The organism is Streptomyces sp. NPDC047081, from assembly GCF_040643775.1.
Taxonomy (GTDB): domain Bacteria; phylum Actinomycetota; class Actinomycetes; order Streptomycetales; family Streptomycetaceae; genus Streptomyces.
On the sequence record NZ_JBEYUY010000005.1, the window covers coordinates 447478 to 472906 of the forward strand.

The 25429-nt window shown below is 72.3% G+C and carries 20 protein-coding genes; 2 read left to right on the forward strand and 18 right to left on the reverse strand.

Annotated elements, in window-relative coordinates:
* Positions 1-102: 102 nt before the first annotated feature.
* The 7 genes from ABZ848_RS12795 to ABZ848_RS12825 are packed head-to-tail and all read right to left on the reverse strand — an operon-like array spanning position 103 to position 7481.
* Entirely contained in the window at positions 103-1083 is a 981-nt protein-coding gene (locus ABZ848_RS12795) for a sugar phosphate isomerase/epimerase (protein ID WP_360829757.1), read from the reverse strand.
* Entirely contained in the window at positions 1080-1688 is a 609-nt protein-coding gene (locus ABZ848_RS12800; RefSeq protein WP_360829760.1) for a nucleoside deaminase, read from the reverse strand. Before ABZ848_RS12800 ends, ABZ848_RS12795 begins: the two co-directional genes overlap by 4 nt.
* A complete protein-coding gene (locus tag ABZ848_RS12805) occupies positions 1685-3229 on the reverse strand; it encodes a GMC oxidoreductase (protein ID WP_360829763.1) in 1545 nt (514 codons plus the stop codon). Before ABZ848_RS12805 ends, ABZ848_RS12800 begins: the two co-directional genes overlap by 4 nt.
* Before the next feature lie 46 nt (positions 3230-3275).
* Positions 3276-4406 carry an ROK family transcriptional regulator gene (locus ABZ848_RS12810; protein WP_360829858.1) on the reverse strand — a complete coding sequence of 377 codons (1131 nt, stop codon included), beginning with the start codon at positions 4404-4406 and terminating at the stop codon, positions 3276-3278.
* A 26-nt stretch (positions 4407-4432) separates the two neighbouring features.
* Positions 4433-5317, reverse strand: a complete 885-nt coding sequence (locus ABZ848_RS12815; RefSeq protein WP_360829767.1) for a carbohydrate ABC transporter permease — start codon at positions 5315-5317, stop codon at positions 4433-4435.
* Positions 5314-6186, reverse strand: coding sequence for a sugar ABC transporter permease (locus ABZ848_RS12820; protein ID WP_360829770.1), 873 nt, complete (start codon positions 6184-6186; stop codon positions 5314-5316). Before ABZ848_RS12820 ends, ABZ848_RS12815 begins: the two co-directional genes overlap by 4 nt.
* Positions 6183-7481, reverse strand: coding sequence for an extracellular solute-binding protein (locus ABZ848_RS12825; RefSeq protein ID WP_360829773.1), 1299 nt, complete (start codon positions 7479-7481; stop codon positions 6183-6185). Before ABZ848_RS12825 ends, ABZ848_RS12820 begins: the two co-directional genes overlap by 4 nt.
* Positions 7482-7678: 197 nt before the next feature.
* Here ABZ848_RS12825 and ABZ848_RS12830 point away from each other — a divergent pair, with 197 nt between their 5' ends.
* The gene (locus tag ABZ848_RS12830) at positions 7679-10855 is read left to right on the forward strand and encodes an amidohydrolase family protein (protein WP_360829776.1); all 3177 of its coding nucleotides are present in this window, start codon (positions 7679-7681) and stop codon (positions 10853-10855) included.
* Here ABZ848_RS12830 and ABZ848_RS12835 read toward each other — a convergent pair.
* The 5 genes from ABZ848_RS12835 to manD form a co-directional block, all read right to left on the reverse strand.
* The gene (locus ABZ848_RS12835; RefSeq protein ID WP_360829779.1) at positions 10849-11913 is read right to left on the reverse strand and encodes a sugar kinase; all 1065 of its coding nucleotides are present in this window, start codon (positions 11911-11913) and stop codon (positions 10849-10851) included. The two genes, ABZ848_RS12830 and ABZ848_RS12835, sit on opposite strands and share 7 nt — an antisense overlap.
* Before the next feature lie 158 nt (positions 11914-12071).
* On the reverse strand, positions 12072-13127 hold the full coding sequence (locus ABZ848_RS12840) for an L-idonate 5-dehydrogenase (protein WP_360829782.1): 1056 nt from the start codon (positions 13125-13127) through the stop codon (positions 12072-12074).
* Positions 13124-14518: an MFS transporter gene (locus ABZ848_RS12845; RefSeq protein WP_360829785.1), complete on the reverse strand. Its 1395-nt coding sequence runs from the start codon at positions 14516-14518 to the stop codon at positions 13124-13126. Before ABZ848_RS12845 ends, ABZ848_RS12840 begins: the two co-directional genes overlap by 4 nt.
* A 45-nt stretch (positions 14519-14563) precedes the next feature.
* A complete protein-coding gene (locus ABZ848_RS12850; protein WP_360829788.1) occupies positions 14564-15934 on the reverse strand; it encodes a mannitol dehydrogenase family protein in 1371 nt (456 codons plus the stop codon).
* The gene (gene manD / locus ABZ848_RS12855; protein ID WP_360829791.1) at positions 15931-17139 is read right to left on the reverse strand and encodes a D-mannonate dehydratase ManD; all 1209 of its coding nucleotides are present in this window, start codon (positions 17137-17139) and stop codon (positions 15931-15933) included. Before manD ends, ABZ848_RS12850 begins: the two co-directional genes overlap by 4 nt.
* Positions 17140-17229: 90 nt before the next feature.
* On the opposite strand from manD, the gene ABZ848_RS12860 reads away from it, so the two are divergent.
* Positions 17230-17940 carry a GntR family transcriptional regulator gene (locus tag ABZ848_RS12860; protein WP_360829794.1) on the forward strand — a complete coding sequence of 237 codons (711 nt, stop codon included), beginning with the start codon at positions 17230-17232 and terminating at the stop codon, positions 17938-17940.
* A gap of 21 nt (positions 17941-17961) precedes the next feature.
* Here ABZ848_RS12860 and ABZ848_RS12865 read toward each other — a convergent pair whose 3' ends face one another.
* The 6 genes from ABZ848_RS12865 to ABZ848_RS12890 all read right to left on the reverse strand — a co-directional run bounded on the left by ABZ848_RS12865 (position 17962) and on the right by ABZ848_RS12890 (position 25326).
* A complete protein-coding gene (locus ABZ848_RS12865; RefSeq protein ID WP_360829797.1) occupies positions 17962-19197 on the reverse strand; it encodes a VWA-like domain-containing protein in 1236 nt (411 codons plus the stop codon).
* A 38-nt stretch (positions 19198-19235) separates the two neighbouring features.
* Positions 19236-20501, reverse strand: coding sequence for an AAA family ATPase (locus ABZ848_RS12870; protein WP_360829800.1), 1266 nt, complete (start codon positions 20499-20501; stop codon positions 19236-19238).
* A 67-nt stretch (positions 20502-20568) separates the two neighbouring features.
* Positions 20569-22038, reverse strand: coding sequence for a hypothetical protein (locus ABZ848_RS12875; RefSeq protein ID WP_360829803.1), 1470 nt, complete (start codon positions 22036-22038; stop codon positions 20569-20571).
* A gap of 137 nt (positions 22039-22175) precedes the next feature.
* The gene (locus ABZ848_RS12880) at positions 22176-23177 is read right to left on the reverse strand and encodes a hypothetical protein (RefSeq protein ID WP_360829806.1); all 1002 of its coding nucleotides are present in this window, start codon (positions 23175-23177) and stop codon (positions 22176-22178) included.
* A gap of 170 nt (positions 23178-23347) precedes the next feature.
* Positions 23348-24475: a HoxN/HupN/NixA family nickel/cobalt transporter gene (locus ABZ848_RS12885; protein WP_360829809.1), complete on the reverse strand. Its 1128-nt coding sequence runs from the start codon at positions 24473-24475 to the stop codon at positions 23348-23350.
* 194 nt (positions 24476-24669) lie between these two features.
* Positions 24670-25326, reverse strand: a complete 657-nt coding sequence (locus tag ABZ848_RS12890; protein ID WP_360829812.1) for a DUF3105 domain-containing protein — start codon at positions 25324-25326, stop codon at positions 24670-24672.
* Between the last annotated feature and the right edge of the window lie 103 nt (positions 25327-25429).

Sequence of the window (25429 nt, forward strand, 5' to 3'; positions counted from 1 at the left end):
CTCCCTCTCGCTGCACGGTCCTTTCCCGGTGCAAGCGTCCCGCCGCCGCGGGCCATTCCGGCTTCACACGACTGTCATACGGCGACTGTCATACGGCGACTGTCATACGGCGGCGGGCCGCTCGGGCCTGCCGCGGGCATCCGCCGGATCTCGCACGGCTCCCAGCGACGCCCGCGCCACCGCCGTCCCCGCCCGCAGCGCGGCCACAGGATCCGGGGCCTCGTCGAGCTCGATGAGGACCGTGTGCGCGCCGGGCGTGCGCGACATCGCCTCGGACCAGCCCGGCCAGTCGACGACGCCCGTGCCCAGTTCGGTCATGTACGGCTGCTGCCGGGCGAAGACCGTCTCGTCGACGGTGAGGTGGACGTCGATCGGCCCGACCGCGTCCTTCCAGTGCGCGAGCGCGATCCGCTGGGCGTGGCGCCGGGCCACCGCCACCGGGTCGCCGCCGCCGAGCGCGATGTGGCAGGAGTCGGGGCACAGCCACACGTACTGCGGATCGGTCAGGGCCATGAAGAGGTCGATGTCCCGCTCGTACCAGAGCGTGCTGTTGGACTCGGTGTGGAACGCCAGCTTCACGCCGTACCGCGAGACCGCCTCGCCCACGGCGTGCGCGATGTCGGCCATCCGGGTCATGTAGGCGGCGTCGACGAAGAAGGCCGGGCGGGTCCCGAACGTCGTCCTCATCGGCAGCCCGGCGACGAGGAGCCCGGCGCCCGCCTCGGCGAGGAAGGCCGCCCGGCGCTCGGCATCGGCGACGATCGCCGGGAGATTCTCGCCCTGGCGCCAGTCGGGAGCGTCGGCACCGGCGATGAACGCGCTCACCAAGGACAGTCCGCGGGCGGCGAGTTCACGGCGGAACCCCGACGCGCTGCCGAACGCCCGCAGCACCGAGGCGATGTCGGCGGGCGCGAAGGTCAACTCGACGCCGGTGACGCCGGATTCGACCAGCGTCCCCATGATCCGCTCCCAGAAGCGTTCCGGATGGGCGAGGGCCCAGTCGCGTACGGCCTCGGCGGAGTCGAGGGACCAGAAGCGGGGGTGGTAGAAGGTGATGACGTCGGTGGCGAAGCGCGGCGTCACTCGGAGCCTCCACGGGCGTTGTAGACGGTGATCACGCCGGCGTCCACGGCCTGACGGTAGTTGCGGAACACCGCCAGGGCCTCGTCCCGGAGCACGTCCCCCGTGACCTTGATGCCACGCGCCTCGAACTGCTCGGCCCAGTCGTCGCGCAGCGGGCCCTCGTCGAAGGTCGTGAGCTCCTCCAGCTCCGGTCCCTCCCCGGCGACCACGAGGCCGCGCACCCCTGACCACAGGGTCGCGCCGTAACACTGCACGCAGGGACGCCAGTTGACGACCAGCTCGTGCGCGGGCAGTCCCTCGCCACCGAGATCCCAGCCGCCGACCGCCTGTTGGGCGAGGCCGAGCGCGAGGACCTCGGCGTGTGCGCTGGAGATGCCGGAGGCGAGGACGACGTTCACGCCGACCGAGACGATCCGGCCGGTGTCCTGCTCGGCGACGAGCGCCGCGAACGGACCGCCGTTGCCCTCGCGCCAGTTGCGGTCGGCCAGACGGTGCACCAGGTGCATCCGGTCCTCGCGGCCGGGGAGGACGGCGGGCACGTCGGCCAGCTCGTCGTCGATCCACGCCGGCAGCGAGACGCGGTATTCCTTGGCGATGTCGATCATGTTCCAACTTCCTGTCGGCGAGCGGCGGGTGCGGTCTTGCGTGCGGTGACGGCGCGGGCGGCGCGTACGGCGGTGACGGCACCGGTGAGGGTGACATTGGCGGCCATCGCGGTGGGGATCACGCCGTTCCCGGCGAGGTAGAGGTTGTCGTAACCCCATACGCGGCCGTCCGGGTCGCACACGCTGGTGCCGTCGTCGGCCGCACCGGCCCGGACCGTGCCGGTCAGGTGCAGGGAGGACCCAGGTGGCAGCAGCGCGCTCTCGGTCCCGGGGTCGAAGGGGCCGAACTCCCGGGCCAGGGAACGGACTTCGTGCAGTGCGCGGTCGATGAGCGCGCGGTCGGCCGTGGAGTAGTCGAACTCGACGGCGATGCGCGGCAGTCCGGCGAGATCGGTGTCCGTCTCGGAGAACACCAGCCGGTTCTCGGGGCGGGACTCGACGGGCACGTACAGGGAGACGCCCACGGAGTGGGCGAGCGGCCGGCCGGCCTCGTCGACGTACGTCCGGTTCATGATCTGGCCGTGGAAGGGCTGTGCCGTCCCGTTCTGCGGCAGCCACAGCGAGTCGGTGCTGAACTCGCCGACGCGGGGAAGGGGCAGGGCGTCCGGGGCCAGGCCGAAGCGGTCCGTGTCGAGCAGTACACGGGCGGTGATGAACGCGTGCTCGTTGAGGTGGCGGCCGAGCGCCGGGGGCCGGATGCCCGAGGCGAAGAGGAGCTGCGGGGTGCGCAGGGCGTCGGCGCAGACCACGACGGCGTCCGCGAGGATCTCGGACTCGGTGCCGTCGGCCGTGCGACGCAGGCGGGCGCCCGAGATCCGGCCGCCGGTGACGAGAAGCCGGGTGGCGAGCGTGCCGGTCAACAGGGTGAAGGCCGGGTCCCCGCCGGTCGCGATCGCGGGGAAGACGGTGCCGGGGGCCGTGCGCGGCATCGGGCCCGTGGCGGTCGCGGTGACCGCCATGGGCATGGGCTGCGGGCGCCGGTCGGCCGGTCCGATACCGGCGTAGCGCCGGCGCAGGACGTCGAGTACCAGGAGCCCGGCCTCCGTCGGCCCGATCGCTGCCGGGGTGACCCCGAGCAGCCGGTGTGCGGTGTCGAGGTCCGCCGACCAGCCGGCCGGGTCGCCGAAGTCGAACACCTCGTCCCCGGCCGGCCACGGTGTCGCGGCCGTCCAGTGCACTCCCATGCCCCCCGTGTTCCACGCCAGCGCCGCCTGAGGCATCGCCTCGGCGTCCTCGCCGAACGCGAGCGCGTGGTACATGCCCGGCGGCAGCCCGTCGAGCCGGTCCGGGACCTCGCGCACCAAGTCGGCGCCGGTGTACATGCCCTGGATGCCGGTGGCCACCCGCTCGTTGTAGCGGGCCCACAGGGCGGGGTCGTCGAGGTCGTGCAGATGCCGGCCCGGGGTGTCACCGATCGGGGTCCCGCCGTCGACCATGGTGATCTCCAGCGCCGGGTCGCTCTCGCGCAGCCGCCGGGCCACGACGGAGCCCATGATGCCGCTGCCGACGATCAGAACGCCGGTGCGGGGGGTTTCGGTCACAGTGAGACTCCGTAGATCCGTTGCCGTGGGGGGAAGTTGGGGCGCTTCACGCACTCGGGACGAGCGGGCCGAACAGCTCCGTGTCCATCCGGTCGAGGGCCAGCTTCACGGCGCCGACGACTGCGGCGTCGTGGCCCAGGACGGTGGCCCGCAGTTCGACGGCGGGCGTGCGCGCCCTGCGCAGGGCCGCGCGCAGTCGGGGGAGCATGACGTCCGCCGCCGCTTCCAGGCCGCCGCCGAGCACGATCAGCGAGGGCGCGACCGTCCAGGACAGGGTGGTCAGGATCGAGGCCATGTGCTCGACGAACTCGTCGACCTCGGCGGACGCGGCCGCCTCCCCGCTCCGCGCGGCCTCGAAGCGGTCGAGTGCGACGGCCCGGCGGTCCGGGTCCGGCGAGGTGAGCCAGGCGACCGGGCGGTCCTCCACCGAGCCCACCGACATCGACGCCGCCTCGATGATCTCGCCCGCGGCACCGTCGAGGCCGCGGTGCACGGCCCCTCGTATCAGAATCCCGAGGCCGGCACGGTTGCCGAGCACCGTCCAGACGACGTTGTCGTGGTCGCCGGCGACTCCGCGCCAACGCTCCGCCAGCGCACCGAGGTTGGAGTCGTTGTCCGCGAACCACGGCATCGGGATCCGGTGTGCGAGTTCCCTGGGCAGGTCCACGCCCTCCCAGCGGGTGGTGTGCACCAGCCGTCGTACCACTCCGTCGTCGTCGATCGCACCGCCGCTCGCCACCGCGCCCGCCCGCAGCCGCTCCGGTGAGCCCCCCGCGTCCGCGAGGGCCTCCCGGACCAGTTCGGCCACGTCGTCCAGTGAGGAGTGCGGGTCGTGGTAGGAGCGCAGCGGGCGGTGTGCCCGGCCTACGATACGGCCGCGTACGTCGGCGACGACCGCGGACACGTCCGCTGTGGTGATCCGCGCGGCCGCCAACAGGGCGTGTTCGGCCCGGAGTTCATAGCGGCGGGCGGGGCGGCCGGCGCTGCCCTTGGCGGGCACCCGGTCGAGCTCGGCCACCCAGCCGGCCTCCAGCAGCGAGTCCAGTATCAGCTCGATCGTGCGGCGCGACAGGCTCGTCCGCTCGGCGAGCGCGGTCAGCGTGGTCGGCCCGGCCGACACCGCCAACGCCCGCAGGATCACCGAGGTGTTGACCCGCCGTACCGCGCTCTGGTTCATGCCGGACGCCATGACACGGTTGCCGATCACCGCATCCCCGTTCCCGCGACGCCCTGCACGAAGTACCGCTGCAGGAACAGGAAGAGGACCAGCACCGGGAGCATCACGACGATCGCCCCGGCGAGCAGCAGGCCGTAGTCGGTGACGTGGGCCGCCGCCTGGCTGGTCGCGGCGAGGCCGACGGGGAGTGTGTAGCTCTGCATGCTCTGGGCGACCACCAGCGGCCAGATGAAGTTGTTCCACGAGGTCAGGAACGACATGATCGTGATCGTCGCGACCGCGGGACCGGCCAGCGGCAGGAAGATCCGGAAGAAGATCCGGAACTCGCCCGCGCCGTCGATCCGGGCGGCCTCCAGGAGTTCGTCGGGGATCGACAGGGCGTACTGGCGCATGATGAAGACCGACAGCGGCAGCGCCATGGCGGGCAGGGCGATACCGGTGAGGGTGTCCGCGAGACCCAGGTCGACCGTGATCACGAACTGTGGGACGAAGACCGTGGTGAACGGCACCATCAGCGCCGCCATGACCGCCCCGAACGCGAGCCGCTTGCCGGCGAACTCCAGCTTGGCGAGGGCGTATCCGGCCGTCGACGCCGCCACCACGTTGCCGACGACCACCATCGCCGCTACGACGACGCTGTTGACCAGGAACCGGCCGAAACCCTGGGTCCTGAAGAGCCTTATGAAGTTGTCGAAGGTGACGTGGTGCGGCAGCCAGGCGCCGGGGTCGGAGCGGATCTCGTCGAGACTGCGCAGCGAGCCGCCCAGCACCCACACGAACGGCAGCAGAGTGAGCAGCGCGCACGCCAACAGGGCGGCGTACAGCAGGGGTTGGGAGACGGGGCGGCGGCGGACGGCGATCCGTCCGGTGGTCGGTTCGGCTGCCTCGCGCAGCGCGGCGACGGTGGTCATGAGCGGGGCCTCAGCAGTCGGAACTGGACGACACTCACCAGGGCGACGAGGGCGAGCATCACGAAGGACGCGGCCGAGGACACGCCCAACTCGCCGACCCCGAACTGATGGTAGGTGTACAGCGCCACCGACTCGGTGGAGCCGAGCGGGCCGCCGTTGGTGAGCAGATACGGCTCGTCGAACACCTGGAGATAGAAGACGGTCAGCAGTACGGAGACCATCAGGGTGGTGGGCAGGAGAAGGGGCAGGGTGATGTGCCTCAACTGCCGCCATCTGCCCGCCCCGTCGAGGGCCGCGGCCTCGTACACGTCCCGCGGGATCGCCTGCAGCCCGGCGAGGAACAGCACCATCGCGGTGCCGAAGTTGCGCCAGACGCCGAGGGCGATGACCACGGGCATGGCCAGGTGCGGGTCGTCCAGCCAGTTCGGTCCGGCGAGGCCGACGGCGGACAGGACCCGGTTGACGGTGCCGTCGGCGTGGAAGGCGTACTGCCAGATCAGCGCCACCGCCACGACGTTGGTTACGACCGGCGCGAAGAAGACCGTGCGGAAGGCGCCGCGCAGCCGCCGGATGCCGGAGTTCAGCGCGAGCGCCAGCGCGAAGCCGACGCCCATGGTCAGCGGGACGCCGACGGCCACGAACAGCGCGGTGTTCAGGATGTCCCGTACGAACGCGTCGTCCTGGAACAGCCGGACGTAGTTCTCCAGCCCGGTGAAGTCCACCGCGAGCGGATGACGCAGATCCGAGCCCCGCAGGTCGGTGAGGCTGAAGCCGAGCGCCGCGACGGTCGGGACGGCCGTGTAGAGCAGGAACACGACCGTGAACGGCGCGAGGAACAGCCAGCCGACTGCCGTACGGCGGGCCCTCACTTCGCTCCCGTACCGAGGCTCTCGGCGTACGCCTGGACGTTCGCGGCGGCCTTCGCCGCGCTCTCCGTGCCCTTGGCCACGGCCTCCATCTCCTTGCCCAGCCTGGTCGCCACCTGCTGCCAGGTGCTCACCTGCGGGAACGCGCGGGTGTTCTTGAGCTGGGTGAGGAAGGCGTCCAGGAGCGGCTGTCCCTTGATCGCCGGGTCGTCCCAGGCGGAGACCACTGCGGGCAGCGAGCTGTACGCCTTGTACTGCGCGACCTGCGTGCTCGGCGCGGCGAGATGACGGACGAACTTCCACGCGGATTCCGCGTTGCCGCTGTCGGCGAGCACGCCCCAGGTACCGCCCGCCGAGAAGGAGACACTGCCGGAAGAGCCCGCCGGGAGCGGTGCCGTGGCGACGTGCGCCGCCGTCCAGCCGTCCTTCTTGGCGGCGGTGTCGAGCTGCCCGACCACCCACGGCCCGGTGATCATCATGGCCGTCTTCCCGGACACGAAGTACGGCTGCGCGTCGAGGAAGGTCGGCCCGCTGGTGTCGGCGACCTTGGAGGTGAAGAACGACGCGTTGTACTTGAGCGCGTCCGCCATCTGCGGGGTGTCGAGGGTCCACTTCCCGCCATTCAGCAGCGAGCCGCCCGCCTGCCAGGCGTACATCGCCACGTCCTGGCCGTTGAAGATGTCCCAGCCGATGTCCGCACCGAGCCCGTGCCCGGCGCCGGCGCCCTGGAGCGCCTTGAGGAACGGCACCATGCCGTCCCAGGTGGTCGGCGCCTTCACGCCCGCCTTCCTGGCGAGGTCGGCGCGGTAGACCAGCGCGTAGGTGTAGGCGTACCAGGGGACCGTGTAGGCGACGCCCTTGGCCGTACCGGCGTCCCACAGGCTGGTGAAGAAGCCATTCGGGTCGACGAGTCCGTCCGGCACGGCCCGCAGGATCGACGGGTCGAGGAACTGGGCCTGCGACTCCGGGAAGAACTGGGCGACGTCGGGGCCCTTGCCCGCCGCGATCGCCGACTGGAGCTTGGTGTAGTACTCGCCGTTCGGGATCAGCGTGAACTTCATGGTGAGCTTGGGGTTCGCGGCCTTGAACGGCTTGAGGACCTTGTCCAGCACGTCCGCGTCGCCCTGGGCGGCCCACACGTTCAGGGTGCCGGTGGCCGGGGTGTCGTCGACGGGGGTGGCGGAGGCCTTCGCGGCGGAGGCCGTGCTGTCGCGGCCGCAGCCGGTCAGGGCGAGGGCGCCGCCGAGCGCCAGGCCGGCGGTCAGCTTCAGGGCACCGCGTCTGGAGGGATGGGACACCGGGGGCTCCTGGGGGATTTCGCGGGAAAGCAGCGTTATTCGCTGACTGCGAAGCTACGAACGCCGTGTTGCACCGGCGTGGCCCGTCCGTCACGAATAATTTCGGAACTTGTAGCAAAATCGGCCGGTCACTTTCCGTGGCTTGATCCGTACGGTGTGTTGAAACCGGGGCGGCCGGTGCAGCAGTGTGTGCTGTCATGGACCGTGACTGGAGCCCCACCTTCCGTCCGACCCGCCGCCAACTCCTCGCCGCCGCAAGCGCCGTGCCCCTCGTGGGCGTCGCTCCCGCGGCCCTGGCGAGACCGGACACCGGCGCCACCTCGCTGACCTTCACCCGGGCCACCAACGGCTCGGCCACCCTCGCCCCCGCCGGCGACCGGCTGATCGCCGAGGTCCAGGGCACCCTGTGGTCCCTGCCCCGCACCGGCGGCACCGCCCGCCCCCTCACCCCGCCCGACCTCGAACCGGGCCGCCCCACCCACTCCCCGGACGGCGAGCTCATCGCCTTCTGCGCCTACCGGGACGGCGGCTTCCACCTCTGGACCGTCCGCCCCGACGGCTCCGACCTGCGCCGGCGCACGGACGGCCCCTGGGACGACCGCGGCCCGGCCTGGTCGCCCGACGGCCGGCGGCTCGCCTTCGCCTCCGAACGCGCCGGCGACCCCGTCACCGGCAGTGCCTACCGCATCCACGTCCTCGACCTGGGCACCGGCCGCATCACCCGCGTCACCGGCCTGACCGGCCAGGACGGCCCGCTGCAGGACACCCCGTGGGAGGACTTCGACCCCACCTGGACCCCGGACGGCACCCGCATCCTGTTCGTCCGCGCGAAGACCGTCACCACTTCCCTCGGCGTGACGGTGGAGGCCCGCACGATCGCCGCCGTCCCCGCCGACGGCACCGGCCCGGTCACCGTCCGGCACACTGAGACCGAGGCCGCGCAGGTCATGACCCCAGCCGTCTCGGCCGACGACCGCCTCGCCCACCTCCGCACCACGGCCACCCCGAACGCCTCCAGCACCCTCGTCGTCGACGGCACCCCCGTCCCGGTCACCGGCGACATCGCCCCCGTGCCCCCACGCTGGACGCCACAGGGCGAGCTGCTCCTCACCCTCGACGGCGCCTTCACCCTCGTAAGACCGGACGACCCGCGGCATCCGGAGACCATCCCCTTCGAGGGAGCACTCCCGGTACGGCGGCCGCGGTACCGGACCAAGGAGTACGACCTCGGGGACGCCCGCACCCGCCCGGTGCGCGGCATCCATCTGCCCGCGCTCTCGCCCGACGGCCGGCAGATCGCCTTCGCGGCACTCAACTCGCTGTGGCTGGCTGGTAGTTCAGGTGGACGGGCGCCACGGCGACTGCGCAAGGCGGCGGCCACGCGCTATCTGCTCGGCCCCTCCTGGGCGCCCGACGGGCGGTCGCTCGTGTACGCGGACGACCGCGACGGACTGCTCGGCGTGTACCGGCACGATCTTGCCACCGGCGAGGAGACCGCCCTCGCGACCGGCGGGCGGGTGCATCCGGCGCTGTCGCCCGACGGGCAGCGGCTCGCCTGCATCGACATGACGGGCAGGCTGCTCGTCCGCGACCTCGCGTCCGGCGAGGAGCGGGTACTGGCGGCACCGCTGGGCGCGGGCGGGCTGCCCGGCCGCCCCAGCTGGTCGCCCGACGGCCGCTACCTCGCCCTCTGCGACCGCAACCGGCTCAACTCCCGCTTCCGGGAGGGCTACAACCTCGTCCGGGTCGTCGACACCACGACCGGCACGGCCCGGCTGCACGCGGTGGCGCCGCACACCTCGATCGCCGACCGCTACGACTCCGGGCCCGTCTGGTCGCCCGACGGCCGCTGGATGGCCGTGATCGTCGAGTCCGCGCTGTGTCTGCTGCCCGTCGACCCCGACGGCACCCCGCGCGGCGAACTGCGCACCCTCACCACCGAGTCGGCCGACCACCCCTCCTGGTCCGCCGACTCCAGGACCCTCCTGTACCTGTCCGGCACGCGACTGCGCCTGATCGGCGTCGACGGCGGCCCCGCCCGCACGGTCCGCGTCCCGCTCGACGCGCCCAGGCCCACCCCCGCCGACGTGGTGGTGCACGCCGGACGCCTCTGGGACGGCACCGGTGAGACGACCCGCGACGACGTCGACATCGTCGTAAGTGGTGGACGGATCACGGCGGTTGAGCCGCATCGTCCGGGCCGTGCGGCTGCCGTCCGCCGTATCGACGCCTCTGAGCGGACCGTCATCCCCGGCCTCTGGGACACGCACACCCACCCTTGGCAAAGCACCTACGGCGGACGCCAGACCGTCGGCCAGCTGACCTACGGCATCACCACCGCCGTCTCGCTCGGCGGATTCGCCTACGAACAGGCCCGTATCCGCGAGGCCGTGGCCACCGGCCAGCTCGCCGGCCCCCGGTTGCTGACCACGGGCGAACTCCTCGACGGCGCGCGGGTCGCCTACAGCATGGGCCGCGCCCACCGGACCCGGGAGGGCCTGCGCCGCTCACTGGAGCGCGGGGCCGCGCTGGACTGGGACTTCGTCAAAACCTATGTACGGGCGCCCGGTTGGGTGATGGAGGAGGCGGCCCGCTATGCCCACGACCGGCTCGGCGTTCGCACCGGAGGGCATCTGCTCTCGCCGGGCGTCCAGCTGGGCCAGGACCTGACGACCCATCTGCAGGCCACCCAGCGGGCCGAGTTCGGGCATGCGATCACCGCGACGGGGCGTGCGTATCAGGACGTCGTGGAGATCTACACCGCGCGTGGCGTGCGCTTCTCGATGATCGCCACGCCCTTCACGTCGTCGCCTCTCCTGGGCGCGGACCCGGCCCTCGCCGACGATCCCCGGGTCACCGTCGTCATGCCCCCGTGGGACACGGCGGCGGTCCGGCAGTCGGCCTGGGTCCCGCCCACCGCCGCCCAACTCGCCACCCTCCGCACGGAGACCGACATCTACCGCCGCATCCTGGCCGCCGGTGGCATTGTCGCCCTCGGCACGGACCAGCCGCTCGTCCCGGTCGGCCTCTCCCTCCACCTCGGCCTGCGCGCCCTGCACCGGGGCGGACTGTCCCCGGCCGAGGCGCTGCGCACCGCGACCGTCCTTCCGGCCCGCCTCTTCGGCGTCGACCGGGACCTCGGCACCGTGGAGGCGGGCAGGCTCGCGGACCTGACGGTCGTCGACGGCGACCCCTTCACGGACTTCGCCAGCCTCGTCCGTACCGAATCCGTCCTCAGAGGCGGAGTCCCTTACACCACCGAGGAGTTGGTGGACTCCTTCGAGCCCGCGGCCACGCGCACCACGGCCGCCCACGACGACTGGCTGGAGGTGGGGAGGCTGATGCGCAGGGAAGGGTGCTGCGACGGTCACTGAAGACGGACCCGGGCGCCGGTGAACTCCTCGTCCGGGGCGAGGAGTTGGTCGATCTCGTCGCGCGGCGGCAGGAGCGGGACGTCGTCCCGGGTGCGCAGGGCCGCGGCGGCGGCCTGGTGACCGAGGCGGAGGCGGGAGCGCTCGTCCCGTTCCTCCAGGACACCGGCCAGATAACCGGCCGCGAAGGCGTCGCCCGCGCCGACCGGTTCGACGACGTCGGTGGGCACCGAGGGCACGAAGGTCCGTATCCCCTCGGCGTACGAAGTCGCCCCGTGCTCGGCGTCCTTGACCACGACCAGGGGCGCCGGGCCGAGCAGGCCCGCGATGTCGTCGGGGCGGGCCGTACCCCACAGGGCCTCGGCCTCGTCCCGGCCGACGAAGACGATGTCGGCGGCGCGGGCGAGCGCGAGGAGGGTGCGGGCGGCGTCGCCGTCGCGCCAGAGTGCGGGCCGGTGGTTGACGTCGAAGGAGACGCGGGGGTGGTAGCGGGCGGCGGACTCCCGTCCCTGTCGACGGTCCCGTGCCATCAGGGTCTCCAGGAGGTTGGCGCAGGTGGCGGACAGGGCCGCGGTGATGCCCGACACGTGCACGATGTGGGCGCGGCGGACAGCGGGGTGGGCGGCGAGTTCGGGGCCCATCGCGGTCGCCGCCGAGCCGGCGCGGTAGTAGTGCGTACGGGTGCCGTCCGGGCCCGGGTCCTTGAAGTAGACGCCGGTCGGCCGGACCGGATCGGTGCGTACGGCGCTCACGTCCACGCCGCGCGCGGTGAGTTCGGCCAGGATGCGGCGGCCGAAGGGGTCGTCGCCGACGCGGCTCAGCCAGGCCACGCGATGGCCGAGCGCGGCGAGCCCACAGGCGACGTTGGACTCGGCGCCGCCGATGCCGAGAGCGAGCGCGGGCTGCTCGGCGAGGGGGCGGGCGTCGGGCGGGGCGAGGACGGCCATGGTCTCGCCGAGACACACGACGTCGGCCGCCGTGTCGCCCACGCTCACGGAGTCGGGCGCCGTCTCACCGACCCTCACGACGTCCGCCGGCTGCTCCCGGTGGTCAGAGGGCAAGGTTTCTCCAGAGGGAAGAGAGGTGGGTGGGCGCTAAGCGCTCCGCTGGATGTGCGGCGGTGTGTCGTGGCTCGTCTGTGGCACCGTCGTGGCTGGTCGCGCAGTTCCCCGCGCCCCTGGCGGCGTTGCCGAACCGCAGCCGACTTCCCCAGGACCGCTTAGACCCCGGCCGCGAGGTGCAGCATGACCTTGCTGCTGCCGCTCGTCGGCTCGGCGGCGACCGCGAGGGCCTCCTCGGCCCGCGTCAGCGGGAAGCGGTGCGTGATCAGCGGGGTCAGGTCGAGGCCGCCCTGCAGAGCGCGCAGGGCGTCGTCGATCTCCTCGACGAAACGGTACGAGCCGATCCAGGTGATCTCCCGGGTCACCAGGTCCCCCAGGGCGGCGGGCGCCGGCGTACCGGGCAGGTTGCCGACCTGGACCAGGGTGCCGCCCCGAGCCGTGGCCCGTAGCACCGGACCGAGCGCGGCCGGGGCGCCGGACGCCTCGAAGACGACGTCCACGTCCTCGGGCAGCCCGGCGCCTGCCGACAACTCCCGTGTCTCGTCGGCGCCCATGGCGCGGGCGACGGCGAGGGAGGAGGCCGTCAGGTCGGCGGCTATCACCGCGCCCGCCCCGCGATGCCTGGCCGCGGCGACGACCAGGGAGCCGATCGGCCCGCAGCCGTTGACCAGGACGGTGCGGCCGCGCAGCTCGGGCACCCGGCCGACGGCGTGCAGGGCGACGGCCAACGGCTCGGCGAGCGCGCCCTGTTGGGTGTCCACGCCGTCCGGGAGCGGGCGGATCTGGTCCGCGGGCACCGTCCGGTACTCGCTGAAACCGCCGTCCGTGGGCGGGTCGAAGGCCGCCGAGCCGAAGTAGCGGACGCGGGGGTGGAGGTTGGTGCGGCCCGCGATCCGGTCGGGAAGGGCGCTGTCGCCCACCAGTTGGGCCGGGTGGACGGTGACCGGCTGTCCCTCGGCGAGGCCGGTCACCCCGTCGCCGAGGGCGGCGACGCGGCCCGCGAACTCGTGCCCCAGCACCAGGGGTTGGGTGAGCGCGGCCGTGCCGGAGGCGCCCTTCCTCCAGTACGCGATGTCGGAGCCGCAGATCCCGCCCCACTCCAGGGCCAACAGCACCTCGCCGGGGCCGGGTTCGGGCAGCGGCCGCTCGTCGATGCGCACGTCACCGGCGCCGTGCACGACGACCGCCTTCATGACCCGGGTCAGTGTCCTCATACGGCGTCCTCCAGGCGGACCAGGTCACGGCCGCGGGTCTCGGGCGCGAACAGCGCGCTGACGAAGGTGATGAGCGAGTAGACGACGAGCATCGCGGCGATGGGCCACCAGCTGCCGGTGACGGCCGTGAGGGTCGCCGCGAGGACCGGGCCGATCGCGGTGGCGAGGATGCCGCCGACCTCCTTGGCGAGGGCGAGCTGCGTGAACCGGGTGCGGGCGCCGAAGAGTTCGGCCATCGTGACGCTCTCCAGGGAGAACAGACCGAGGACGCCGACGTTCAGACCGAGGACCATGCCGAGCATCACGCCCGGCGTCGACCCGGAGGTGATCAGGAGCATCACCGGGAAGGCGACGACGACCGTCAGCGCGGTGAGCGCGAGGTAGAGGGCGCGGCGTCCGAAGCGGTCGCCGAGCAGGCCGACCAGGGGCACGGTGACGAAGCCGAGCAGTGAGCCGTAGACGATGGCGTCCGTGGGGACGGACCGGCCGACGGCCAGGTTGGTGGCGATGTAGCCGACCAGGAACGTCTGCACCAGGCCGGAGTTGCCTGCCTGCCCGAAGCGCAGCCCGAGCGCGAGGAAGAAGGCCTTGCCCTTGCGCCGCCGTATGCCCGCCGCCAGCACGCCGCTCTCCTGCTCGCCGGCCCGCGCGATCGCCGACTCCACCTCGTCCTTGGCCAGCGCGACCCCGTCCACCACGTCGGCCCGCTGCTCGAACACCGGGCTCTCCTTGAGCCCGCGGCGCAGCCAGAACGCGAAGAGCATCAGCACGAAGCTCAGCAGGAACGGCAACCGCCAGCCCCAGGACAGGAGTTGGTCCTCGCTAAGCACGGCCAGCAGCACCGCCCACAGCCCGGACGCGGCGAGCGTCCCGGAGTTGGTGCCGAGCGACACCAGCGAGGAGACCAGCCCGCGCCGCTTCACCGGCGCGTACTCGGCCAGCAGCACGGTCGCCCCCGCGATCTCGGCGCCCGCCCCGAAGCCCTGGATCAGCCGCAACGCCACGAGCAGCACGGGCGCGAGGACGCCGATGGCGGCGTAGGTCGGCAGGGCGCCGATGAGGGTGGTGGAGGCGCCCATCAGCAGGATGGTCAGGTACAGCACCTTCTTGCGGCCGATGCGGTCGCCCATCCGCCCGAAGTAGACCGCACCGGCCAGCCGGGCGACGTATCCGACGCCGTACGTGGCCATCGCGGCGATCAGGCCGATGGCGGGGCTGACGTCAGGGAAGAAGATCTTGTTGAAGACGATCGCCGCGGCCAGCGAGTAGAGCTGGAAGTCCATGAACTCCATGGCCGTGCCCAGCCAGCCGGAGACGGCGGCCCGGGCCAGATCGCGCGTGGTGCGTTGCGCGGATGGCGACTGCTGAGCGGCTATGACGCTGTCCTTCATCGTGAACTCCGTTGTCCGGGGAGGGAGAAGCGATTTCGGGGAGACTCAGATTTCGACGCGCCCGGCGCGCAGAGCGGGCAGCCGATCGGTCACGGCGGCGATGAAGGCGTGGTCCTCCGCCAGGTCCTGGGCGCCCACGGCGCCGAGAAGGTCGTGCACGGAGGTGGGGGCGGCGCTCAACACCCAGGCGGCGAAGGCGAGTTCGAGCACGGGGGTACGTGCTCCACGCGCCCGCAGCTCACGCAGTGCGGGCAGCCAGCGCTCCCGTACCTTCAACGGGCCGTCGGTACCGATCTGTTGGAGCCGGTGCCGCATCGCGGGATTGCGGAAACGAACGACGAGATCGTCGGCGTACCCGAGCGGATCCGGCCCCCCAGCGGGCAGAGTCGGCGCGAGCTCCGCGCACAGCGCCCGCACCAGCCGCTCGCCCCAGTCCGACGCCATGGCCTCGGCGACGGTCGTGAGACCCGCGGCCAGGCCCAGGTAGGCGAGGGCCGAGTGGGAGCCGTTCAGCAGCCGCAGCTTGGTGAGTTGATAGGGCGTCACATCGGGGACGAAGAGCGCGCCGTCCCGCTCCCACGGCGGCCGTGCGGCGGCGAAGGAGTCCTCCAGCACCCATTGGCGGTACGGCTCCGCGGTCACCGCCAGCCTGTCACGCACCCCGAGTGCCGCCGCGGCGGCACCGCGGTCGGCCTCGCTCGTGGCTGGCACGATCCGGTCCACGACCGTCGAGGGGAAGGCGACGGCCTCGGCCATGCGGTCCAACAGCCCGGCGTGATCAGGCCAGTTGGACGCTCGTACGAAATCGTGCACGACCCGCACCAACGCGGCCCCGTTGTCCGCCATGTTGTCGCACGACACGACGCTGATCGGCGGCGCCCCCGCCCGCACCCGTGCCGCGAGCCCGGCGGCGAGACGGCCGACCACTGTGGTGAGGGGGCCGTCCGGATCCGCCGCGAGGTCGGCGGCGACCGGCGCGGCGGCGGTGTCCAGCCCACCGGTCAGCGGCGACCGGTGGTACCCCTTCTCGGTCACCGTCAGGGTTACGACCGTCACGTCGGGGTCGGCCAGCAGCGCGTCGATCGCCTTGGCGTCGGGGCCCATGGCCAGCGCGCCGACCACCGAACCGAAGATCCGCGTACGGTTCCCGTCGGGCCGGCGCTCGGTGAGCGAGTACAGGAAGTCCTGCTCCCGCAGAGCCTGCACGGTCCCAGCCGACCGGGGCGCGACCGCGGTGATGCCCCAGTCCTCGCCGGAGCGGGTGGACGCGTGCTCGGTGTATACGGCCTGGTGCGCCCGGTGGAAGGCGCCGAGGCCGAAGTGGACGACACGGGTGCGCAGTTGGGCCGGATCGACCTCGGGGCGCAGTTCGGGCGAGAGCCGGGAGAGCGCCGTACGGTTCAGGCTGCCGCTCACCAGTCGTGTACCGAGCCGTCGAGGCGGCGGGCGACCGGGAGATAGCGCCGCTGGTAGGGGAAGCGCTCGGCGGCCTTGTCGTCGTACTCGACGCCGAGGCCCGGGTCCTCGGAGGGGTGGAGCATGCCGTCGGCGAAGGTGACACCCGTGCGGAACACCTCGGCCGTCTCGGCGGGGTGGCCCATGTGCTCCTGGATGCCGAAGTTCGGTACGGCGATGTCCAGATGGACCGCGGCGGCCATGCTGACGGGGGAGAGGTCGGTCGCTCCGTGCGAACCGGTGCGCACCTGGTGGAGCGCGGCGAGGTCGAAGATGCGCCGCAGGTGTGTGATGCCGCCGGCGTGCACGACGGTCGTCCGGACGTAGTCGATGAGCTGCTGGGTGATCAGGTGCTGGACGTCCCAGATCGAGTTCATCACCTCGCCGACCGCGATCGGCGTGGTCGTGTGCTCGCGGATGAGCCGGAACGCCTCCTGGTTCTCGGCCGGCGTCGGGTCCTCCATCCAGAACAGCCGGCAGCCCTCGACGCTCTTGCCGAACCGGGCCGCCTCGATCGGGGTGAGCCGGTGGTGCACGTCGTGCAGGAGGTGGAAGCCGAAGCCGAACCGCTCGCGCACCGCCTCCAGATAGCCGGGCGCGAAACCGAGGTACGCCTCGGTGTCCCACGGCTGCTCGTCGGGCAGATCGGTCGCGGCGGGCTCGTACACCGCCCCCTTCCGCACTCCGTACGTACCGCCGACCCCGGGCACGGCGGCCTGGGCGCGTACGGCCTTGTAGCCGAGCTCCAGATAGCGCTCGACGTCGTCCAGCAGGGACGGTACGTCGGTGCCGCTGGCGTGCGAGTAGACGAGGACGCCGTCACGGGAGCGGCCGCCGAGGAGCTGGTAGACGGGGAGGCCCGCCACCTTGCCCTTGATGTCCCACAGCGCGGTGTCGACGGCGGCGATCGCGGTCATCGTCACCGGGCCGCGGCGCCAGTAGGCACCCTTGTAGAGGAACTGCCACATGTCCTCGATGCGCGCGGGGTCCCTGCCGATCAGCAGCGGCACCACGTGGTCGCGCAGATAGCTCGCCACGGCCAGCTCACGGCCGTTGAGCGTGGCGTCGCCGAGGCCGGTGACGCCGTCCGTGGTGGTGATGCGCAGAGTGACGAACGTGCGCCCCGGGGAGGCGACGAACACGTCCACGCGCTCGATCTTGCTCACAGGCACTCCTTGGTCGCGAAGTACTTGTATACAAGCAGTTGTCGTGGAGCGGGGCAATACTTGTGCCGTGCTTCTACGTACGATGTGCGCATGGCTCAAACGAACGGGCGGACGAGCCGGCGCGACATCTACCTGAAGCTGCGCCAGCTGGTCCTCACCCTTGAACTCGCCCCGGGCGCCGCCCTGTCGGAGAACGAGCTCGCCGCGTCCCTGGGCGTCAGCCGCACCCCGGTGCGGGAGAGCCTGATCATGCTGGCCCAGGAGGGGCTGGTGCAGGTCTTCCCGAAGATCGGCTCCTTCGTCTCGCGGGTGGACCCGGCGCAGGTGGCGGACGCGCAGTTCCTGCGGGAGGCGGTGGAGCTGGCCTCCCTGGAGGACCTGCCTGAGGAACTCGACGCCGAGGTGGTCGAGGAACTGCGGGACAACCTGCGGCGCCAGCGCAGTGCCGACCTCGGCCTGGAGGAGTTCTTCGCCCTGGACGAGGCCTTCCACCAGGGGCTGATGCGGCTCAGCGGCCACGGCAACGTGTGGACGACCGTCGCCGCGGCCAAGGGTCACCTCGACCGGGCCCGCCGCCTCGGCCTGCACGAGAACGAGTCGCCGGCCGTCTTCGCCGACCAGCACCACGAGATCTTCGCGGCGGTGGTCGGCGGCGACGTGCCGCTGGCCCGCACGGCCATGCGGTCGCATCTACGGGCCGTCTTCAACGACATCGAGCGCATCCGGGCCCACTCGCCCGAACTGTTCGCGACGGGCGCGGCGACGGTGCCGGTGCGGCGGAACGTCGTGGTGTGGGAGTGACGTGGCTGCCACGACCGTTGCCTAGCCGATCTCCACCACGTGGGCCCAGTCCGGCGGTGCGTCCGGTACGTAGTCCGGGTCCTCCTCGTCCCATGAGTCGTCCGGCCGCGGGAACAGACCCACCACCGTCCGGCACGCCGGCCGGTTGTCCGGCCAGGGGGTCTGTCCGTCTGTGAGGACCACGACGACGTCGGGTCGCGGCCGTGCCCGCAGCGCCGTGGCGAAGCCGGTGCGCAGATCCGTACCGCCGCCGCCCATGAGCGGGATGCCCTCACCACGGCACAGGGAGTGCACCATCCCGGCCGCCGCGTCGCACGGCACCACGCTCACCAGGTCGCGGCGGCCGCCCACGGCCCGCGAGATGGCCGCCACCTCCAGCAGCGCGCTGCCCAGCTCGGAGTCGCTGACCGAAGCGGACGTGTCGATGACCACCGACACCCGGGGCGGCCTGCGCCGCAGACTCGGCAGTACCACCCCGGGGAACCCGGCCGAGCGCCGCGACGGACGCCCGTACGAATAGTCCTCGCCGACGCCGGGAGCGGAGGCGGCCGAGCGGACGGCCGCGCCCAGCAACTCCCGCCACGGCTGCGGCGGATGGAACGCCTCCTCGGCCCACCGCCGCCACCCCTCCGGCGAAGTCCCCGGACGGCCCTTGATGCCCTGCGCCACCCGGAAGCGCACCGCGTCCCGCTCCTGCTCGCTGAGCCCGTGCGCGCCGCCCGGCCCCAGCTCCCACCCCCGCTCCAGCCCGTCCGCGCCGCTGCCGCAGTCCAGCCAGGCCAGGTCCTGCGACCAGGGCCCGAGCCGGAACTGGCGCAGATAGTCCTCCATGAGCTGCCCCTCGTCCAGCCGCAGATCGCCGGGCCGGACGGCACCTTCGGGCCGGGCCAGCCCGTCGCCGTACACATCGTCGTTGATCTCGAAGTCCGCCGCGATGTTCATCCGCAGCCGCTCGCCCGGCCCGGTCAGCCCGCGCTCCCGCGCGACCCGCTCACTGCGCCCGTGGTGGTCGCGCAGCAGATGCGACACCTCGTGCACCCACACGCCGGCCAGCTCCTCGACCGGCGTGCGGTCCACGAACCCCGGCGAGACATAGCAACGCCAGTACCGGTCCACGGCCATCGTCGGCACCTGCCGCGACTCGACGGTGTGCAGGGCGAACAGGGCCGTGGCCAGGTAGGGCCGGGCGCGGGCCGCCTGCAACCGGGCGGCGAAGAGCTTGTCGAGGTCCAGGCCGCCTCGGCCGTGTGCCGTCATCGGCCCGCCTTGCCGGTCGCCGCCCCGGCCGTCCCCCGTCATCGGCCCGCCTTCGCGGTCGCCGCCGCGGTCCGGGCCGCCGCGTGGTCCGCGCGCCGGGACAGCGACACCACCCCGGCGAGCTGCTCGATCGACGCCGGAACGTCCCAGTCCTGCTGCCGCAGCGAGGCGAGCGTCGTCGCCGGTACGACCACCAGGTCCGGCGCCCCGGTCTCCACGGCCCGCACCAGCAGCGCCCAGGCCGCGTCCCAGCGGGCCCGGTCCGGACGCGCCCGGACCGCAGCGACCACCCCGTCCAGTACGGCCTGGCGCAGATCGCCCCGCTCGGGCAGTTCGGCCCCCGCCGGATCGGCGAGCAGCAGCTCGGGGTCCGGCAGGTCCATCCGGTCCACGCTCGCCAGCAGCTCAAGTCCCGGACCGTCGCCCACCGTCCCCCTGACCAGGAGGGACAGCACGTCCCGGGCCGAACCGGCCGCGGTCGCGAACGCGATCAGCCGCAAGGTCATCTCCCAGCTGCGCGGCGACGGCCAGGGCCCGCCCCGGCGCGCCTCGCTGTTCGGTAGCCGGTGCACGAGCCCGGGACGCCCGGTCAGCAGCCCGCACACCGCACGCCGCGCGAACTCCACCGCCTCCGGCAGCTTCCCGGGATCGAGACGGGGCAGGGTCGCCCGGGGCCAGGTCCCGCCGAGTCCGCGTACGACGACCTCGTGGTCGTGGGTCCACTGCAGATGGACGAACCGGTTGGCGAGCGGCGGACTCAGCTCCCACCCGTCGGCCGCCGAGGAACGCGGGTTGGCGGCCGCCACGATCCGCACACCGGGCGGCAGTTGGAGCGCACCGATCCGCCGCTCCAGCACCAGCCGGAGCAACGCGGCCTGCACGGCCGGCGGCGCGGTGGACAGCTCGTCGAGGAACAGCAGCCCCCGCCCGGCCCGCACCAGCCGCACCGCCCAGTCCGGCGGCGCCATGGGCACACCGTGCTCCGCCGGGTCGTCCCCGACCACGGGCAGCCCGGAGAAGTCCGACGGCTCGTGCACGCTGGCGATCACCGTGGTCAAGGGCAGCTCCAGCGCCGCCGCGAGTTGCGTCAGCGCCGCGGTCTTCCCGATCCCCGGCTCACCCCACAGCAGCACGGGCAGATCCGCGGCCACGGCCAGCGTCAGGGCCTCCAGCTGGGTGTCGGGGCGCGGTTCGGTGGTGGTGTCGCTCAGCAGGGTCAACAGGTGGTCGGCGATGTCGAGTTGTGAGGCGGGCGTGAGGTCGTCGGGGATGACGGTCGTGACGAACGGAGTGCACGTGGGCATAAGTGATCACCTTTGGGTGTGGAGAGTCGGACGAATGAGTGCCTGGACAGCCGACGAGTGGCTCGGGTCAGCGACCGGTGGTGTGCCGCGGGTGTGAGCGATGGCCGACGGGGCGAGGCTGGCCCGGGCGAATGCGATCCGGTCCGGGGCCGACCAGGCCGGCCTTGAACAGCCCGTACGCGATCCGCCGTTCGGCAGCCGCCTCCAGCTCGTCGCGCAACGGGCCATCCCGGAGCACGGCTTCGGGACCGAGCAGCCCCTCGACGACGGCCAACGCGCCCTCGGTGTCACCGTGATCGAGGCGTTCACGGACACCGGTCAGGCAGTCGGGCCGGCGGTGTGCCTGGTCGATGGCCTGAAGGCAGGGGAGGGGAGTGCCGCTCAGTGAGGCCAGCAACTCCTCGCGACGGACCTCGACCGGGTCATGGTCCAACGCCGCCAACACCCCGTCGACCAGACCGATCCGATGCCTGGCGCCCCGGCACTCCACGAGATGGGGCTGCCCCGCCGGCTCCGGACTCCGGGCGGGCCCGGTCGGCGAACACCCCGGCACGAGGGCCGTGGCGACCAACGGATGCAGCCGATCGGCCTCGATCAGACCGTGGCGGAGCAGTTCGAGGTCGGGCAGGACCCAGGTCGAGGCGTCGGGGAGGACGGGCATGCCGTGGGCGCGGTCGTCGGGGGATGCCGCTGCGATCCGCAGACCGCAGGCCCGCAGACCGCAGGCCCGGAGATCGTAGGCCCGGAGACCGTCCCCGTCCGTATCCACGTCGAGTACGAGTCGAGTCCGGCCGCCGGCGCGCACCAAGACCCTCCCCGCAGCTCTCCCTTCGGCGCGGAGCAGAATCCCCGCCTCGGCCGCCCACCGGTCCACGGCCCACTGCCGGTCCTGTGGCACGTCCAGGTCAACTGGAAGGCCGGCCAAGCCGGTTGGCCGGTCGACCCCGGCCCGCACCCGCAGCTCGTCCGCCCTGCGCGCATCCCACAGATGGCGATGCAGATCGAGGCGGAACCGAGCGTTGGGATGAGGATGCGGATGCCGGCACGCGCCGCGCTCCGACAGCGACCCGTCCCACACCCCGAGGCTCATCCGCTGACCGGCATCGGCCCAGGCGGGCGGAGTCCGGACCACGAGATGCACCGGGTTCGGGTCGCCCGAGCCGGGGCGGTCAGGGCCCGGACGGTCGGGTCTCGTCCGGTCGGGTCTCGTCCGGTCGTACCGGGCCAGCGCAACGGTCACCCCCGGCCGCAGCAATCCGTCGGGAGCGACCCGGGGCATGTGCCAGCGCAGCAGATCGGGCGCCAAGTGACGCAGATCGTCCCGGAGTCGGGCCGCGAGGTCCCGGCCATGGGCACGAGCCACGGAACGCAGATCGAGATCGACGTCGACCCGCGCGGCGGCACACGCCCCCGCCCAGTCCCCGGCAAGCCGCCGCGCCGTCGCGGTCTCGATCATGGAGGGCGGCACGGCGAACTCGCGCACGCGCAGCCACTGGGAGAGTCGGGAGGTGTCCCCGTTCGCGGTCTCGGTGAGCATCAGCACTCACCTTGCGCGGACGGGACCCCCAATCTGACATGAGAGTGAGTGGTCATCGCGGGGAGCGTAACGTCCTCCCGGGTCGAGGCGCGAGGCATTTTCACGGGGCGCGTGGGCCGTGGGGGCCGCCGCGTGGGTCAGAGGAAGTCGTTGCGCTGACCGACGGTCGTGGGCCGGGTTCCCTGCCACTCCCGCGGGCTCAGCAGCCGGGTCCGCTCCGCCGTCCGGCGCAACGCCTCGATCGCACCCCGGTCCAACGCCGCGCCGCTGTAGCCGACGTACGCGATGACTCCCGGCTTGGGCTCCCACGCCAGGATCGCGTTGCCGACGATCGCGTCCGTCACGACAGCAGGTCTGCCGTGCACGGTGCCGGCCGCCCGGGCACCCAGCGCGTACAGCCGGTCCTCGATGCCACCGCAGCGGACTACGCCCGTGAAGATCAGCCCGTTGCCCAACTCCCTTGCCTCACCCACCTCTTCCGACCCGTACCGGGCCTCGCGCACGACGTGTGGGCGGGCGGGGCCCGTCGACACCACCGAGAACCCGGCAGGTGCCTTCACTTCGGGGCGACCCGCCACGACCGACGTCCCGTCGGCTATCTTCGCCAGCTGCGCCCACGGCAGATCACCGCGGACCCGGGCGTAGGAGTCGGCCAGCGGCCATATGACCTCGCCGTCTCGGCGCGACCCCGCAGCCTCGTCGAAACGTATCGGGCTGCCGGCGGGCGGCTTCTCCACCGGGTACGTCACCACCGCCCCGTCGTGCCCCAGCGAGCCGGTGTCCGACCGCCGCACCGTCACCGTCCAAGGACCGGCGGTCGCCGTCCGGTCGTGCCGGTTCAGCGTGCTGCGTCCGGCCGCGGCGCCCTTCCCGGTGATCACCAGTCCGGGTGTCTGGTCCCGCGCCACGGAGAGCCCCGAGTCCGTCAGTTGAGAGCCATCCGTCGGAGTGGCCGACGCCTGCGGCGAACTCCGAGGCGCCGCCGACTGCCCGGCGCCCCCGCCGGTCACCATCACGAGACCCGCCACAATCGCCACGACCGCCGCGACGGCCACCACTGCCACCGCGGTCACGACCAGCCACCGCGGCGGTTTCCAAGGCGGCCGGTCGGGTCCGCCACCGCTGAGCACCTCGGTCATCGGGCCGGCCCTCCCCGCTCCCGATCGGGCCGCGCTGCGTCACATCGCTTCATGTCATGTGTACACCGCTCGCCGCCGATCGGTTCCCAGCCGCCAGCCGCCAGCCGCCAGCCGCCAGCCGCCAGCCGCAGGCCACCGGCCGTCACCCGCCAGCCACCGGCGTTCAGCCGTCAGCCATCCGCGCCCTGCGAGGACAACGCCCACTTCTCCTCGATCCGGCCGTACCGCCAGATCAGCAGAGCCGCCGCCCACGTCACGACGAACAGCAGGACCACGGCGTACCCGACGCTGTTGAGGTCGATCCCGCCGACCCACTGCCAGAACGCCCCGTGCAGCGAGAGCTTCTCCGCGGCGATCGACAGCAGCTCGACCGTGCCGATGATCAGGGCCGCGGCCACGGACAGACCGGTGATGGTGATGTTGTAGAAGACCTTGCGGACGGGATTGGAGAAGGCCCACGAGTACGCGAAGTTCATGAACGAGCCGTCGATCGTGTCGAGCAGGCTCATGCCCGCCGCGAACAGCACCGGCAGGCACAGGATCGCGTACCAGGGGATGCCGGCCCCGGCGGCCCCGGCCGCGAGGAACAGCAGCGAGACCTCGGTGGCCGTGTCGAAGCCGAGGCCGAACAGGAACCCCAGCGGGTACATGTGCCAGGGCTTGCCCACGGCCCGCGTCGCCCGGCCCAGGACCCGCGTCATCACACCGCCCGTCGCGCCAAGCTGCGCCTCCAGGTCCGCCTCGCTGTGGCCGTCCGAGCGCATCCGGCGGAACACCTTGAGGATGCCGACCAGGGCGACCAGGTTGAACGCGGCGATGACGTACAGGAAGACACCCGACACGGACGTACCGATGAAGCCGAGCGTCGCGTGCAGCGAGGAGCCGTCGTCCTGCACGGGACCGGCGAGCGAGCGCACGCCGAGGGCGAAGAGCAGGGCCAGCAGGAACACCACGGAGGAGTGTCCGAGGGAGAAGAAGAAGCCGACGGAGAGCGGGCGCTGGCCGTCCGAGATCAGTTTGCGGGTCGTGTTGTCGATCGCCGCGATGTGATCCGCGTCGAAGGCGTGCCGCATGCCGAGCACGTACGCCGTGACACCCAGCCCGATACCGAAGGCACCCTGTCCGCCGCCCAGCTCGAAGTGCTTGGGCACGACGATCAGGATCAGCGTCCCCCAGCCGATGACGTGCAGCGCGAGGATCGCGGCGGCCAGTCCGCCTGCCCTGGCCCATTCACGCGGGGTGAGAGCTCCGCGTATACGCCGGACGAGGCCCGGCTGGGACTGGGTGGCAAGGGTCATGATCTGTCCTCGGTTCCTGGTGGTGCTCGACGCCATGGTCCATCCTTCATGGCATTCGGTGCCCAGGTGCAAAAGGATTGCAATAACTTCCACGAGGCGGGTGGGACAGGCCACAGCCCGCCCCACCCGAGGAAACCCGAGGAAACCCAAGGAGCCCAAGGAGCCCAAGGAGCCCAAGGAGCCCAAGGAGCCGGTCAGGAAGCCGTCAGCCCATTCGTGCAGGCCGCCCCCGGCTCGGGCGTCTGCGCGCCCTGCACGTACTTCGTGAAGAACTGCTCGACCCGCGGATCCGAGGCCTTCTCGACGCCGAGCTGATGCCCCCACGCCGACAGCATGATCGTCCCGGCCTGCCCCTCCACCGGACTCATCAGCGTGTACGGCGTCCTCGAGACCTTGTCGCTCAACGTCTTCACGTCGGCGTCCGCGGCCTTGTCGTTGTACGTCACCCAGACCGCCCCGTGCTCCAGCGAGTGCACGGCGTTCTCGTCGGCGACCGGCTTGGTGTAGACGGTGCCGTCGCAGGTCATCCAGGCCTGGTTGTGATCGCCGCCGACCGGCGGGTTCATCGGGTAGTCGACGGTGCCGGTCACATGGTTGCGGCCGAGCTTCTTGGCGTTCCAGGTCTTCTCGCCCTGGACGGGCTTCTTCGCCTCGGCCGCCGTCCGTTCCTCCTTCTCGTCGGCGTCGTTGATGGCGTACGCGCCCCAGCCGGCGAGCCCGGCGACTATGACCACGCTGATCGTGACGGTGATGATGCGGTTGCGCCGCTCACGGACCTGCTCGGCCCGGCGCATGGCTTCTATCCGGGCCCTGCGGTCGGCGGCGGCCGCCTTCTTGCCGGTCTTGCTCATGGGTGTTCGTCCCTCGATGGGTGCGGAGGCGGATGGACGCATGGCGGCGGGGGGGGGGGGCGGCGGGCGCCGCACGCCGCGCCCCCCCCCCCGGCGCCCCGCC